This is a genomic window from Methanoregula sp. (assembly GCF_049510175.1).
Taxonomy (GTDB): domain Archaea; phylum Halobacteriota; class Methanomicrobia; order Methanomicrobiales; family Methanospirillaceae; genus Methanoregula.
The window spans coordinates 1-12,657 of sequence record NZ_JBEKZF010000014.1 but is presented as its reverse complement, the minus strand read 5'-3'; the positions used below and the strand labels follow the sequence as shown (position 1 = coordinate 12,657).

Annotated in this window: 17 protein-coding genes; 9 read left to right on the top strand and 8 right to left on the bottom strand. The window is 53.2% G+C overall.

The features are described from left to right. A partial coding sequence (locus tag ABSG49_RS11795) for a helix-turn-helix domain-containing protein (protein ID WP_424026331.1) occupies positions 1 to 281 on the bottom strand: 281 nt, incomplete at its 3' end. Between the two features lie 102 nt (positions 282 to 383). Between ABSG49_RS11795 and ABSG49_RS11790 the strand changes: the two genes are divergently transcribed. The 7 genes from ABSG49_RS11790 (at position 384) to ABSG49_RS11760 (ending at position 6,874) form a co-directional block, all read left to right on the top strand. Then, positions 384 to 1,166, top strand: a complete 783-nt coding sequence (locus ABSG49_RS11790; protein ID WP_424026330.1) for an ATP-binding cassette domain-containing protein — start codon at positions 384 to 386, stop codon at positions 1,164 to 1,166. Further along, on the top strand, positions 1,163 to 1,870 hold the full coding sequence (locus tag ABSG49_RS11785) for a GTP-binding protein (protein WP_424026329.1): 708 nt from the start codon (positions 1,163 to 1,165) through the stop codon (positions 1,868 to 1,870). The genes ABSG49_RS11790 and ABSG49_RS11785 overlap by 4 nt, the downstream gene beginning before the upstream one ends. After that, positions 1,867 to 2,490 carry a (Fe-S)-binding protein gene (locus ABSG49_RS11780; protein WP_424026328.1) on the top strand — a complete coding sequence of 208 codons (624 nt, stop codon included), beginning with the start codon at positions 1,867 to 1,869 and terminating at the stop codon, positions 2,488 to 2,490. The genes ABSG49_RS11785 and ABSG49_RS11780 overlap by 4 nt, the downstream gene beginning before the upstream one ends. Then, positions 2,487 to 3,731 (top strand): methanogenesis marker 16 metalloprotein, encoded by a 1,245-nt coding sequence (locus ABSG49_RS11775; protein WP_424026327.1) that lies wholly within the window; start codon positions 2,487 to 2,489, stop codon positions 3,729 to 3,731. Before ABSG49_RS11780 ends, ABSG49_RS11775 begins: the two co-directional genes overlap by 4 nt. Beyond that, positions 3,728 to 5,008, top strand: a complete 1,281-nt coding sequence (locus ABSG49_RS11770) for a cysteate synthase (protein ID WP_424026326.1) — start codon at positions 3,728 to 3,730, stop codon at positions 5,006 to 5,008. Before ABSG49_RS11775 ends, ABSG49_RS11770 begins: the two co-directional genes overlap by 4 nt. Beyond that, on the top strand, positions 5,001 to 6,134 hold the full coding sequence (gene comE, locus ABSG49_RS11765; protein WP_424026325.1) for a sulfopyruvate decarboxylase subunit beta: 1,134 nt from the start codon (positions 5,001 to 5,003) through the stop codon (positions 6,132 to 6,134). The genes ABSG49_RS11770 and comE overlap by 8 nt, the downstream gene beginning before the upstream one ends. Before the next feature lie 545 nt (positions 6,135 to 6,679). Continuing rightward, entirely contained in the window at positions 6,680 to 6,874 is a 195-nt protein-coding gene (locus ABSG49_RS11760; protein WP_424026324.1) for a hypothetical protein, read from the top strand. Between the two features lie 206 nt (positions 6,875 to 7,080). Here ABSG49_RS11760 and ABSG49_RS11755 read toward each other — a convergent pair whose 3' ends face one another. The 4 genes from ABSG49_RS11755 to ABSG49_RS11740 form a co-directional block, all read right to left on the bottom strand. Beyond that, positions 7,081 to 7,233 carry a hypothetical protein gene (locus ABSG49_RS11755; protein ID WP_424026323.1) on the bottom strand — a complete coding sequence of 51 codons (153 nt, stop codon included), beginning with the start codon at positions 7,231 to 7,233 and terminating at the stop codon, positions 7,081 to 7,083. 251 nt (positions 7,234 to 7,484) lie between these two features. Continuing rightward, a complete protein-coding gene (locus ABSG49_RS11750) occupies positions 7,485 to 8,198 on the bottom strand; it encodes an SPL family radical SAM protein (RefSeq protein WP_424026322.1) in 714 nt (237 codons plus the stop codon). A 1-nt stretch (position 8,199) separates the two neighbouring features. Then, positions 8,200 to 8,955 carry an ABC transporter permease gene (locus ABSG49_RS11745; RefSeq protein WP_424026321.1) on the bottom strand — a complete coding sequence of 252 codons (756 nt, stop codon included), beginning with the start codon at positions 8,953 to 8,955 and terminating at the stop codon, positions 8,200 to 8,202. Beyond that, positions 8,952 to 9,881 (bottom strand): ABC transporter ATP-binding protein, encoded by a 930-nt coding sequence (locus ABSG49_RS11740; RefSeq protein ID WP_424026320.1) that lies wholly within the window; start codon positions 9,879 to 9,881, stop codon positions 8,952 to 8,954. Before ABSG49_RS11740 ends, ABSG49_RS11745 begins: the two co-directional genes overlap by 4 nt. Before the next feature lie 116 nt (positions 9,882 to 9,997). On the opposite strand from ABSG49_RS11740, the gene ABSG49_RS11735 reads away from it, so the two are divergent. Continuing rightward, a complete protein-coding gene (locus ABSG49_RS11735) occupies positions 9,998 to 10,510 on the top strand; it encodes a PEGA domain-containing protein (RefSeq protein ID WP_424026319.1) in 513 nt (170 codons plus the stop codon). A 65-nt stretch (positions 10,511 to 10,575) separates the two neighbouring features. On the opposite strand, the gene ABSG49_RS11730 is transcribed toward ABSG49_RS11735, so the two are convergent. Beyond that, complete coding sequence (locus ABSG49_RS11730; protein ID WP_424026318.1) at positions 10,576 to 11,187, bottom strand: isochorismatase family protein; 612 nt, start codon at positions 11,185 to 11,187, stop codon at positions 10,576 to 10,578. Positions 11,188 to 11,660: 473 nt separating this feature from the next. Here ABSG49_RS11730 and ABSG49_RS11725 point away from each other — a divergent pair, with 473 nt between their 5' ends. Further along, a complete protein-coding gene (locus ABSG49_RS11725; protein ID WP_424026317.1) occupies positions 11,661 to 11,825 on the top strand; it encodes a hypothetical protein in 165 nt (54 codons plus the stop codon). 87 nt (positions 11,826 to 11,912) lie between these two features. Here the strand turns inward: ABSG49_RS11725 and ABSG49_RS11720 are convergent, their stop codons facing one another. Both ABSG49_RS11720 and ABSG49_RS11715 read right to left on the bottom strand, forming a co-directional pair. Beyond that, positions 11,913 to 12,176: a HepT-like ribonuclease domain-containing protein gene (locus tag ABSG49_RS11720; protein ID WP_424026316.1), complete on the bottom strand. Its 264-nt coding sequence runs from the start codon at positions 12,174 to 12,176 to the stop codon at positions 11,913 to 11,915. Beyond that, positions 12,169 to 12,465: a nucleotidyltransferase family protein gene (locus ABSG49_RS11715; RefSeq protein ID WP_424026315.1), complete on the bottom strand. Its 297-nt coding sequence runs from the start codon at positions 12,463 to 12,465 to the stop codon at positions 12,169 to 12,171. The genes ABSG49_RS11720 and ABSG49_RS11715 overlap by 8 nt, the downstream gene beginning before the upstream one ends. Positions 12,466 to 12,657: the final 192 nt, after the last annotated feature.

Sequence of the window (12,657 nt, the reverse complement as noted above, 5' to 3'; positions counted from 1 at the left end):
CATATCGCGCCTTTGACAAGTATTGTCTGTCCTTCGATCTCATCGAGCAGGAACCTGGCAGCTATGACTGCGATGAACTGGGTATACCTGGGTTCGAGATGTCCAATGATCTTTCTGACGGTGGAAAACCTGGGATCACTTTCACCGGAGAGAATTTTATACAGTGTTGGAGCAGGAATGCCGGTCATCTCCGCCAGGTCCCGAACGGTCATATTTCTTCGGGCAAGTTCATTGTTGACCGCTTCACAAAAACCCTGCGCGAATATTGTTTTTGAGAGCATAATGATAATTAAAGGATAACTATTATAATAAATTTAACCATATGATATAAAAAAATTTGTCTGATAGGATAATACTATAATACCAGTCGTGTACTTCTAAGCATGGAAACCGAACCGATCCAGTGCATCACGATCCTTGCCGGTCACGACCGGAACGGGGTTGCTGAACCTTTTGAACGGATCGACATAAACCCCGGCGATACCATCTCCATCGTCGGACCTACCGGATCGGGAAAAACAGCATTCATCAACGATATCGAAGTTTTTGCCTGTGGTGATACCATCACCGGGCGAACGATTCTTGTCAATAACACGATGCCCCCGGAATCATTTGTCCGCGATCCATCCAAAAAACCCATAGCCATGATCACCCAGAATACCAAATGTCTCAGCGACCTTACGGTCCGGGAATTCCTCGTTATGCACGTGCGGGCAAGAGGGATCACAAAATCGGATATTTGTACAAAGACCCTTGCGCTTGCAAACGAATTCACCGGAGAAAAAATGCACCTTGATATGCGCATGACCGGCCTGTCCGGGGGACAGACCCGTTCCCTGATGGTTGCAGATGCGGTTCTGATCAGCAATGCACCGGTAATCCTGCTGGACGAGGTGGAGAATGCGGGCATTTTTAAGGACCGCGTAATCTCCTGCCTGAAGTCCCACGGGAAAGCAGTAATCTTTGTCACCCATGACCCGTTGGTCTCTCTCCTTTCAGATCGTCGTATTGTCATGAGCAATGGTTCAGTTGAGCGTGTGCTTACACCAGATGGCAATGAACGTGAAGCCCTCACCGCAATTTCCCGGATAGATGCACTTATGGGCAGGCTCAGGGAGAAGATCCGGGGCGGCGAACTTCTCACCGGGCCGGTCGGTTCTGAATGAGACTGCTTATCGTTGCCGGGCCACCCAGTGCAGGAAAAACCGCGGTAGTCCGGCAGATCCTGCGCTCTGTGGCCGGTTCGCGGAAAGCCGCCTACTTAAAAATCGATGTAGTCAGGGCGTTTGAAGATGAAGAGCTGAGGGCAGAGTTTTCCATACCTGCAAAAAAGATCTATTCCGGAGACCTCTGTCCGGATCACATGGGGATAATGATCCTTACCGATACACTGTTATGGGCGGAACAGGAAAAGGCCGATATACTGATCATCGAGAGTGCGGGACTATGCCTCCGCTGTACTCCCTACACCACCCAGTCACTGGGTATAGTCGTCTTATCCTCTGTCAGCGGGACCAATGCACCGCTCAAGATGGCCCCGATGATTGCGCTTGCAGACATTGCAGTAGTGACGAAGACCGATCTTGTCTCTCAGGCTGAAAAGGAAGTCTTTCGGGAGAAGATCCGCACGGTTTCACCCGGTATCGATATCGTCGAAACCAATGCGATCCAGGGAACCGGGATGCGCTACCTGATGCAAGCCGTGGCATCCACACCGGAAATCACTGATGCAAAGACGATAAGGCTCCGGGGAATTCCCCCGCTGGGAGTCTGTACGGTCTGTGCCGGAAAACAGGAGATCGGGTGGCAGAACCATTGCGGGGTTGTCAGGAAACTTGAGAGTACAGAAGCTATCTTCCGGGGGGATTGAACCTGTTTTTCACTCCCCCTGACCGTAACTGCGGGGCATGCGGGGTTTCCCGGTGCGATGAATTTGTTATATTAGTGAAAGAGGGCAAAAAGCAGGAGACGGACTGCATTTTTTATAACGGGCGTGAACCGCCCTGTGCACCTGATACGATCGAACATTCGTTTGCCGATATCCGGGGAAAGGCGTATGATTTTATCATCGCCCCTTTTCACGGAGAGATATCTGCCCGTAAAATGGTCCTGCCGTTCCGACCGGATCTGGTCGAACGCTGGAATATTGTACGCGGTGATCTGGTCTCCGGCCGGCCCATGGGCCAGGGTTGTCCGGTTCCGCATTTCCTCGAAGTGATCCGGGCAAATCCGGTTACTGGTCTCTTAACCTGCCATGCCATAGGTCCGCTTGCCGCACGGGGCAGACCATGCCACCCGCTTGAAGCCTACCAGGTAATCGGGTTTGAAGGCAGGGCAGTCCATATCATCAATGAACCTGCCATAGGGCACCGCATGAGTTTTCTCCCCTCTTTCTGCATGCTCCAGATCGCCCATACCGGGGTTGTGAACCAGGTGATCCGGTCCGGTGAGGAGATGAATGTCCGCGTGGAGGATATCAGGATAGTATGAAAACACAGGCTGAAATCAATGCAAAGATCCGCAACGGTAGTGCGCTCGTCATGACCGCCATGGAGTTCAAGCAGCACATCCGCGACGGGGATACGATTACTCCTGATGACGTGGATGTGGTGACAACCGGGACTTTTGGCGTGATGTCCGGCACCTATGCCGTGCTCAGCATTCCGGTTGCGGAAAAAAAGGCGTTCAAAACGGCCGACCGGGTATGGCTCAACGGCGTCCCTGCGGTGCCAGGCCCGTGCCCGAACGAGAACCTCGGCCTTGTGGATCTGATCGTCTACGGGACCGCCCATGCGAACGCCAGCTATGGGGGAGGACACCTGTTCCGTGACCTTGTACAGGGAAATCCCGTTGAAGTTGTTGTTACAGCAAAACGGAAAACATTCAACCGCACTGTCACTCTCGGAGATATTGGATTTGCACGCCTTGCAACCACGCGGAGCGCATTCAGAAACTATCCTGCGCTGGTAAACCCCCGGTCCCGCACGGTGAATTCGACGATCTTTTCGGTCACCGGTATGCCGGGCCCTTTCAGGGCGGCAAGTATGAGCGGGTGCGGGGAGATCAATCCTTTGGAGAATGATCCCGGTATGCGGACTATCGGGCCGGGGACGCACCTGCTGGTAAACGGAGGTGACGGATATGTGATGGGGACAGGAACCCGCAGTTCCGCCGAGCGACCGAACCTCTCATTTTTTGCTGACCTGAAAGGGATGGATCCTGATATGATGGGGGGTTTTGTCACATCGGCAGGGCCCGAATGTCTTGTATCCTGTGCAGTACCGATTCCGGTCCTGGATGAACATTCCCTACAGGCCCTTTCCGTTCTCCATGAACAGATCCCGCTGGTGGTTGCTGATGTTGTCGACCGGACCCCGCTTGCTTCAACAACCTATGGTGAAGTCTGGAATGGCACCGATCCCGTCATCCGGTTTGATCCTTCGCTCTGCACGTCCTGTGAACAGTGCAGTGCGGCAGCCTTGTGTCCGACCGGGGCACTATCTCCCCGCGGGCCGATCAATTACCATCATTGTGTGCATTGTGGTACCTGCACATTTACTTGCCCGTCCCATGCGTATCATGGGCGGCTGGGGGCACTCACGGTGAATACCTCGCAGGTCCCGGTCACCCTCCGGCAGTCCAGCCTTACCCATGCAAAACGGCTCTGCGAACGGCTGAAACACCGGATAGTGAAAGGTGAATTTTTCTTAAACAGCCCCTCAAGGGAGTGATATCTACGGGAGATTACCAGATCCAGTGCACCGCATGCGGGCGGTTGTACCCGGATACCGGCTCCAATGAATGCCCTGGCCGGCATGCCGCTCTCCAGCGCACCGTCTATTCCGCACAGCACCTGCATTGTGCTGACCTGCCGGGAATGATGAGATTTTACGACTGGCTGCCGGTTCACTCCAAACCTTCCGTAACAGCAGGACCGGTCACGTACCGGAGCGTGGCGCTTGCACGGGAACTGGGTTTTTCAAACCTGTATATCACGTTCAACGGGTTCTGGCCGGAGAAAGGGGCTTTCACCAGGACCTGCTCATTCAAAGAACTGGAGGCTGTCCCGACCCTGCAGCGGGCATCGGAGAAAAAGAGTGGAATTCTTGTCGTTGCATCTGCAGGAAATACCGGGCGGGCATTTGCACAGGTCGCGGCAGAGATGAATACGCCCGTAGTGGTGGTAATCCCCAAAAGATCATTACCCCGCATATGGACAACGATCCAGACGGACAAGGTGCTCCTCATCACCGTTGAAGGCGATTATTCGGATGCGATCCACCGGAGTGCCGCAATTGCACATCTCCCCCACCTCACCGCGGAAGGAGGGGCAAAAAATTGTGCACGGCGGGATGGTATGGGGACGGTGATGCTGGATGCGGCAACAACAATCGGCAGGATTCCTGATTATTACGTGCAGGCCGTCGGCAGCGGAACCGGTGCGATTGCTGCATGGGAAGCTGCCCGGCGCCTGATCCGGGACGGGCGGTATGGCAGCCACCTGCCCCGCATGATCCTGTCGCAGAACCTCCCGTTTGTGCCGATGGCACATGCATGGAGGGCAGGGAGGAGGGAGATCAATGCAATGACTGATATGGCCGATGCAGCACAGGCAATTTCGCAGGTCTATGCTGATGTCCTGACGAACCGCAACCCCCCGTACAGCATAACGGGAGGAGTATTTGATTGCCTTACGGAAACCGGCGGGGGTATAGTTCCCGTGTGCAATGATGAGGCACAGCAGGCACAGCAGCTCTTTGAAGAATGTGAGGGAGTCGATCTGGATCCCGCAGCTGCGGTGACCGTTGCGTCCCTCATAACCGCAGCACACGACGGGCTGATCGATCCCGGCAGGGATGTGATGCTCAATATTACCGGCGGGGGGTATAAGCGGGTGCGGGAAGAGTTCGATCTTATTCCGGTGAATGCTGCACTGACAACTGACAATGCTACCCCTCTGCACCAGATCGCCGGATTCGTCAATGACTGGGTGAAAGAACATGCATGAAGATACGCTCATTTCCCTCCTGAGAGACCAGGGCATCACCCTTGCCGCCTCACTACCGTGCGACAAGGCAAAAGAGCTCTTTAGGCTTCTTCCTGAATCGTTTGAAACCATAGAACTCCTTAGGGAGGAAGACGGGGTGGGTGTCTGTGCAGGTGCATACCTTGCCGGGCGAAAACCTGCAATGTTCATCCAGAGCTCGGGCCTTGGCAACATGCTCAATGCACTCCTGTCGCTTTCACGGACCTATGAACTGCCCCTCCCGGTGATCGCGAGCTGGCGGGGAGTCTACAAAGAGACCATCCCGGCGCAGGTCCCGTTCAATACAGCCCTCCCCGGCATTCTCAAGGCTGCTGACATCCCGTTTATCACCGTTCATCATCCGCGTGAGTTCGACCGGATCTCAGAAACGATCGATACCGCATTCCGCTGCCACACCCCGGCCGTTGCCCTGGTCTCACCGCAATGCTGGGAGGGGGATGCGGCGGGTGAACTGCAGGAAGATACCCCGGACCGATCCCGGCACATGCATATTGTCCATAATCGAACCGTTCCCTCTCCGACAATGACCAGATTGGACGCAATCCGGGCACTTGTCCCGCATCTCCATGATGCTGCGGTCGTTTCGAATATCGGTTTCCCCAGCAAGGAACTGTTCTGGACAGGGGATCGCAAGGAAAATTTCTACATGCTTGGCAGCTACACGCAGGCATCCTCCCTTGGTTTTGGGATTGCGCTCTCCTCACGCCGCAGAACCATTGTCATTGACGGGGATGGAAGCCTGCTCGGCACTGCTATCCTCCCGGTGATCGCGGGGAAAAAGCCGCGTAACCTCACCATTGTCTGCCTTGATAACGGGGTATTCGGCAGCACCGGCAACCAGATAACCCCCTCGTACCGGCAGGTTGACCTGGAACTCTATGCCCGTGCGTGCGGTTTTGAGCAGACGGCAAAGGTTACCTCTGCAGAAGAAACTGGCAGGGCACTTGCATCCCCTGAGCAAGGCCCCTCGTTCATCCACGTGGTAATCCGGCCGGGCAACTCAGATGTCCCCAACATCCCGCTCACCCCTCGCGAGATCCGGGACCGGTTCATGAACACGATCCGGCCCGATGCGATACAAGGGTGAACGCCCCCGATTTCACCGTCCATTTTTCCCCTCCCATTTTTCTCATACAATTGTCAGAGAAAATGACCCACATATCCGCGTTCTGGAATGGTTTCCTGGAGTCCGATGGGATAAACCAGGGGCAAAAACAGCTCGATTTAATGGGCTTTGCCAGCCGATCGGTGAGGTGCAAATCTGTCGTATTTCGGTTAACAGGGCGATTATTGGGTGTATCTTCCCCAGGAACTCACAAAGACGGTTTTACGGGTTTTTCGCTTTTTTGGTGAGAATCGGGGAGGGAATCGAAGCCCGTACAGGGCTTATTTCCATCTCCCTGATATCGGTCATGAAACAGATGTGCTTCCTGCCGGATTATTGCATGTTGATGGTCACTCTATAAACCGCCCTTATTTTTTATCAACAGAGGTGCAAGACAGTTACTTAACTATCACATACCAATCGGCAGCTTGCCTCATGCAACTCAGAAAAATCCGGACTATCCCCAATGTATGTGCGGGATAATTTATTTACTCCGGTCTGAATAGGGTAGTCTTGAAGTGATCTTTATGGAGTGTGTACGACCGGCAAAACTCGCTGAGGCACCCATCAGGGAGATCCGTGCCCTCGAACAGAAACTTGGAGTGACCCTGATTGCCTATAAGAAGGTTCATCCTTACAAGAAACTTACTGCGGTGGAGATCGCAAAGATAAAAGCCACAGAAAAGGACACCGGGGCAATCCTTGTTGCTTACGAGGCCTGACTTCTCAGGTCTCCCCAACGGAGGATAAACGAGAGGGGCGATTATCTCACCCCCCCTGCCCCGTAATGATCCCCACGATCTGCTGAGCTGTCACCGGGTCCACAACCCGTGCCAGCACCAGCCCGGCCATCGCAACAATGTCCAGAACACTTTTTTCACCTCCTCATTCTTCCCGAGCGCATCGATGACCGCATCCGTGTCCGCTTTCATACCTGCTGCATCAGCTTCTGCAGGAAGACAAAGAGCGGCAGAAACAGGATTGCAGCACCGATAAACGCAAAGGAGATCCCGGTCTTTCCGGCAAACCAGATCCCGGCAGGAACCGCGATGCTCCCCGCCAGGACAGGATAAAAAAACAAAAAAACAAAAGTCACTACTACCCGTATTTTTTATGAGCCTGTTCAATTGGCAGTATCTCCCGGACAATCATTTTTTTTGCCTCTTTATCGATCCCGTAAAGAACGGCATACCTCCGGGAGATATGAAGCCGGCAGGTGATACATCCGCCTTTTACCACCAGATTTTCTTTATCGCGCGATATGGGATTGAACGGCCTGATTCAGCTCCTGCCTTCATACTTGTTTTCCTCGTTTTCCCTCTTTCATGTACCTCACAGAGAGGCAAGTCCCTGCCTCGTCCGGTCAAAGAAATCATCCGTGAGCTTATCCTCCAGCCCATATTTTCGGTACACCCAGTCGGCATAGTGATAGTTCATGCGGTCAATCAGTACATAGTCGATCTTTCCTTTCAGGAGCTCTGCGAGCCCTTCTGCTCCCGGGAGTACCGGGGCGATCATGGCATACGTCCTGACACCGGCTCTGTGCAATTCATCGAGTGTCTTTATCCTGTCGCTTATTGGTGGTGCATGGGGTTCGAATAATTTCCTGATGCGTTCGTCCGCCGTGGTGACGGAAAGACCGACCTCAAAATCCCGGGCATCCTTAATAATTTCTATGTCACGCAGGACTAAGGATGAACGTGTCTGGATTATCACCGGCCAGTTATTCCGGGCCAGTATCTCCAGGCATTGCCGGGTCAGTTTGTATTTTGCCTCCAGGGGCTGGTACGGGTCACACACTCCACTTACCCAGACTCTTCCCCGCTTCTTCTTATGTATTTCAACTCGTAGTAAATCTGCGGCGTTGATTTTGACATCGACGAATTCACCCCAGGGTTCTTTGTGCCCGGTCACCCGTTTCATAAAGCGTGCATAGCAGTAAGAGCAGGCATGCTGGCAACCGGTATAGGGGTTAATAACGTAGGGATAGACCTTCGATACAGAAAGGATGGTTTTTGCCTGGATTTCCTTTACCATCAGCGTCATTTCACAACCTTTTCGGCATCGTCCTCTTGTGCAGGTACATCGTGCCAGCCGTGAACACCAGGGTGAACAGAGCAAGTGCAGATATATCGATCAGCACGGGGAAATAATGCGTTTCGGTAAAGGAATACCGTACAAGATCCGTGAAATAGGTGAGCGGGGAGAAGACCGCAAGCACCAGCCCCCAGCCCGGCATCTGTTCCAGCGGGATGAAAATACCGGAGATGAAGATAAGCGGGAACTTAATGAGTAAAGAAAGCATCATGGGGGTCGACGGCTCGCTCGTTGGCGGGACCGCAAGGAGCATCCCGATTGCAGAAAAACAGCATGCGGCGAGGAGGATTGAAACAATCATGATAATCCCGTGAAGAAGGGAAAGACCGAGCGCCAGCCCGATGAAGACCGTGATAAGGGTAATTCCGATACCGTAGAGGATGGAAGCGATCATATCACCAAGGACGATCGCTTCGGTGGTGACCGGGCAGGAGGCGAGCCGTTCAAGAGTCCCATGCCGCCCTTCCCATGAAAAGATGGCGGGAGATATGGCCGTGGCAGTGAAAAGGAGTGCCGTCCCGACGAGCCCCGGTATCAGGAATGCAAGCGGGAGCTGCCTGCTGCCCGTGAAGAAGGCAAGAAACAGGAAGACCGGCATGAGAATTCCGAAGACGAGCACAGAATTCTTGGCGTAATAGAGGCGGATATCTTTCTTCGCTATCGCCCATGCCCGCCGCAACTGTTCGGGAAGTCCGGCCGGGTTCATGGTGATCCCTCCCGGGTCAGCCGGAGAAAGGCATCGTCGAGCGAGGGGGCAAGGGTGTTGAGCGTGACAATCGCTGCATGGTTTTGTTGGCTGAAGGCTGCCAGAGACAAGATGACGGCATCCTGTTTTTCTGCGGTGAGCTGCCATTTGTCCCCGATCCTTTTCACCCCCGTTACCCCCGGAAGTGCTGCAAGGGCGTCACCAGCTACCTCGCGGTCAAAACTCACTTCGATCGTGTGCACCCGGTCGATCGCTGTTTTGAGTTTTTCGGGAGCATCGATTGCAACCATCCTGCCATTTCTTATAATACCAACCCGGTGACATAGCCGGTTTGCGTCCTCCATGTTATGCGTGGTGAGAAAAATGGTGGTCCCGTCCCGGTTCATGTCCCGCAGCATGGCGAGGATCATCTGGGTGCTCTGAACATCGAGACCGCTCGTGGGTTCATCCAGGAAGAGGAGCTTTGGTTCATGGAGGAGCGCCATGGCAAGGATGAGCCGCTGTTTCATGCCCTTGGAATATGCCTGGACCTTCTGGTCCCTGCGATCAATGAGACCAAGCACCGTGAGCAATTCGGATGACCGCCGTGCGGCCTGAGCGCGGGCAACCCCGTACAGCTCCCCCATCAGCATCAGGTTCTGCCATGCGGTAAGATCGGTATATGCATTGGAGGTTTCCGGGACTACGCCGAATCGCTGCTTTGCCTGCACCGGCTCTGACCGGATATCATAGCCGAGTACTGTGGCGCTCCCGTCATCCGGTGGAATGACACCGGTCAGCATCCGGGTGGTGGTGGTCTTGCCGGCACCGTTCGGGCCGAGAAAGCCGAAAATCTCACCTTGCCGGACATCGAACGAGATATGGTCTACGGCAGTGCTTTTACCAAATACTTTTGTCAGGTCTGAAGCGTGAATTACCGGTGTCACGGGTGGTTCAGCTCCTCAGATGTCTTGCGCAATATCCAGTATTTAAACATCCCGCAGCTGTACCAGAACAAAAAAACCAACAGACATAATACTCTGAAGTCACCTCATGGTGTTTAATGAAAAGGCATTCCTTCCCTTCATTCATTTTCCCGGTGATCCTGACCGGATTCATCATTTTTTTTACATGCGGCTCCGGATGTATCCGATATACATCACCCACGGGAACAGCCACACCGTCAACGAGCCCGTTACAGGGAACCCCGGTTCAAACACCCGGTGTGACGTTGGCAGCGACCCCGCCTCCGCTCCCTCTCTCACCAGAAACATCCCCGGCGACATTATCCCGGAGCACAGGGTCCCTTATAATCTGGTCGTCACCACCGGCATGCTCTGTATATATCGATGGGATGTACGCCGGGGATACTCCCACCGGACGGGATAGTTTAACAACAACAACAGAGAGCGGCCCCCACACCGTTAAAATCACAAAAATCGGCTATGAAGATTATACGCAAAATGTGTTTGTTTCTGTTGGAGGATCAGACATCGTTACTGTGACCCTGTCGGAAAAAACGTTTCCCTATTACACGCTTAATCCCACCCCGGCATTTACTGAATCATTTACCTGAACATAAGGGCTCCGCGTTTTCCTGCAGGATGCTTTCCGGATATATATCCTGCGCAACAGAACCCTTCATTCCATCCCGATCATTGCCCCATACCGGGTATACACTTCTTTGACCAGCTCGCCTGCCTTCGGGTTAGCCCAGTCATGCATCCATTCCGATACCAGCGACTCGAGCGTAATGGGGACCACCCCGGCCTGGAGCATTCGTTCGATGCCGAATTGGTGAGCGTCCGCCGTGGAATCACCTGCAGCATCCATGAGTCCATATACCTCGTATCCTTCCTTTAACGCATGCAGTGCGGTATAGGCAAAGCACATGCTTGTCCACAATCCGGAAACGACCAGCTTCTTCCTTCCCGTCTTCTTAAAAGCATTCCAGGTCTTTTCATCTTCAAATGCGTCAAAGCTGGGTATTTTCCGGGCGAATGCTTCCTGGCCGGGAAACAATTGAGTAATTTCAGGAATAAATTTCCCCAGCTTCTCGGGATTAATCGCTGACAAAACGACCGGAATCCCCAGGATACCTGCAGCCTTTGCTGCGCAGACTGCGGCATTCTTTATAATCGTTTTATCGCCGGAAGCAACGCCCTTGAACATCGCGGACTGGTAATCCACCAGGACCAGTACGCTGTTCTTGTCGGTCAGCAGTTCCAGTTTTCCCTCATGAGTAGTTGTCATGTAATACCACCCTGATACCTGCTGAATAATCCGTCATATGTAGATTATAAACATATGTGAACAGGATCCTGATGCGCCGGTGGCTGAACGGGGGTCCAGACCGGCATGTAACGTGCCGGGGACGATACTTCACCCGACGACAACCTGCAGTTCACGCCGGAGAATGACAGATAACCCCTGTTTTCAGGTATCTCCCGGTACGGTATCTCCCGCACCTCAATCCGGGGCTGCATTGGGCTCTGATTGGGTTTTTTTGGGTACCTGGAATAGTGCAGGTTGCAAATTTTGATATATTCCGGCACATGATCTGAAAATACCGTTAAATTTGCCGTTTTATGGCAAATGGGGTGCATTTTTTCGGGGAAATAAAACGCTAATGTACGCTAATGGGAGGCAGAAAAGGGGGTGCCAAGGGGTTTAGTATGGGTACGGTGAAAGGAAGGCCTGTTTTGAGGGCCTTAGGTTCATTGCCAATGAGGGGGGCTGATCAGCTCGTCGGTGAATGCACTGGTGCCATCGGGGTGTGGCAGTTCGTTGAGTCGCTCGTGAACGGCTCGCCGGGTTTCGGCGAAATACATAAGGAAGTCTTTGCCGTTGGGTCGGAAGTTGAGGGCGTTTCGTGGGAGATGACTCAGTAAAACAGTTCAGGCATATTCCCGGAGCAGTGCTTTTACCCCGGCTGCACGTGGTGCGAGATCGTGCCGGCTCGTCTCCCATATGATCATTTACATTGATGGAAAATACCCATGCACCATTTTGTCCCGCATTCCCGCAAACTCTTTCCAGGGAACATCCGGGTGCCGATCGATAATCTCCGGCGGGATTTTCTTGATCGCTTCCCCGATCACCACAAAATTGAGAATGATCGCCTCGCGTGTTTTCCGATCCCCGAGCAGCTGCTCGTACGTCATGCCTTTCGTATAGGACTGTATTGCAGAGATTGCGTCATCGATATCCGTGAGGTAGAGTTTCACCTCCCGTTTAGACATAGATGACCTCGGAGAGCACATCCTGCCTGATTACCGGTTTTAAAGAATCCGGTGTCACCAGATCCACCGGTTTCCCGAGTTGCTCGGAAAGGAAATTTTCCAGCCGTATGAAGGTGACAAAACCCACCGGCTTTGAGAACTCCACCAGAAGATCAATATCGCTCTGGCCGGTCTGCTCGTCCCGGGCGACTGAGCCAAACACCCCGATAGACTTGACTGAATACTCTTGTGCCACTTCTCTCTTCAGTTTTTTAAGGGATGCAAGGATATCCTGACGGTTGGATTTCATTACTGTACCTATGTTAAAGTGGGTGATGAACTATTAATAAATATTTTAAACCGGGTCTGACTTCCGGTATCGAACAGTACAAGAAAGCGGACAGCAAAAACACCCTGTATGATACGGTGGATTAAAGATACCGCAGGCCCTGGAACGGGACTGCTGCAGAAGAAGCCGAGGCCATGGCGAAGAGATTTGACC

What these genes read in the sequence shown, in the direction of transcription:
- ABSG49_RS11790 (WP_424026330.1), top strand. Translation starts at nt 384, where the DNA reads ATGGAAACCGAACCGATCCAGTGCATCACGATCCTTGCCGGTCACGAC.
- ABSG49_RS11785 (WP_424026329.1), top strand. Translation starts at nt 1,163, where the DNA reads ATGAGACTGCTTATCGTTGCCGGGCCACCCAGTGCAGGAAAAACCGCG.
- ABSG49_RS11775 (WP_424026327.1), top strand. Translation starts at nt 2,487, where the DNA reads ATGAAAACACAGGCTGAAATCAATGCAAAGATCCGCAACGGTAGTGCG.
- comE (WP_424026325.1), top strand. Translation starts at nt 5,001, where the DNA reads ATGCATGAAGATACGCTCATTTCCCTCCTGAGAGACCAGGGCATCACC.
- ABSG49_RS11760 (WP_424026324.1), top strand. Translation starts at nt 6,680, where the DNA reads ATGGAGTGTGTACGACCGGCAAAACTCGCTGAGGCACCCATCAGGGAG.
- ABSG49_RS11750 (WP_424026322.1), bottom strand. Translation starts at nt 8,198, where the DNA reads ATGACGCTGATGGTAAAGGAAATCCAGGCAAAAACCATCCTTTCTGTA.
- ABSG49_RS11745 (WP_424026321.1), bottom strand. Translation starts at nt 8,955, where the DNA reads ATGAACCCGGCCGGACTTCCCGAACAGTTGCGGCGGGCATGGGCGATA.
- ABSG49_RS11735 (WP_424026319.1), top strand. Translation starts at nt 9,998, where the DNA reads ATGAAAAGGCATTCCTTCCCTTCATTCATTTTCCCGGTGATCCTGACC.
- ABSG49_RS11730 (WP_424026318.1), bottom strand. Translation starts at nt 11,187, where the DNA reads ATGACAACTACTCATGAGGGAAAACTGGAACTGCTGACCGACAAGAAC.
- ABSG49_RS11725 (WP_424026317.1), top strand. Translation starts at nt 11,661, where the DNA reads ATGAGGGGGGCTGATCAGCTCGTCGGTGAATGCACTGGTGCCATCGGG.
- ABSG49_RS11720 (WP_424026316.1), bottom strand. Translation starts at nt 12,176, where the DNA reads ATGTCTAAACGGGAGGTGAAACTCTACCTCACGGATATCGATGACGCA.
- ABSG49_RS11715 (WP_424026315.1), bottom strand. Translation starts at nt 12,465, where the DNA reads ATGAAATCCAACCGTCAGGATATCCTTGCATCCCTTAAAAAACTGAAG.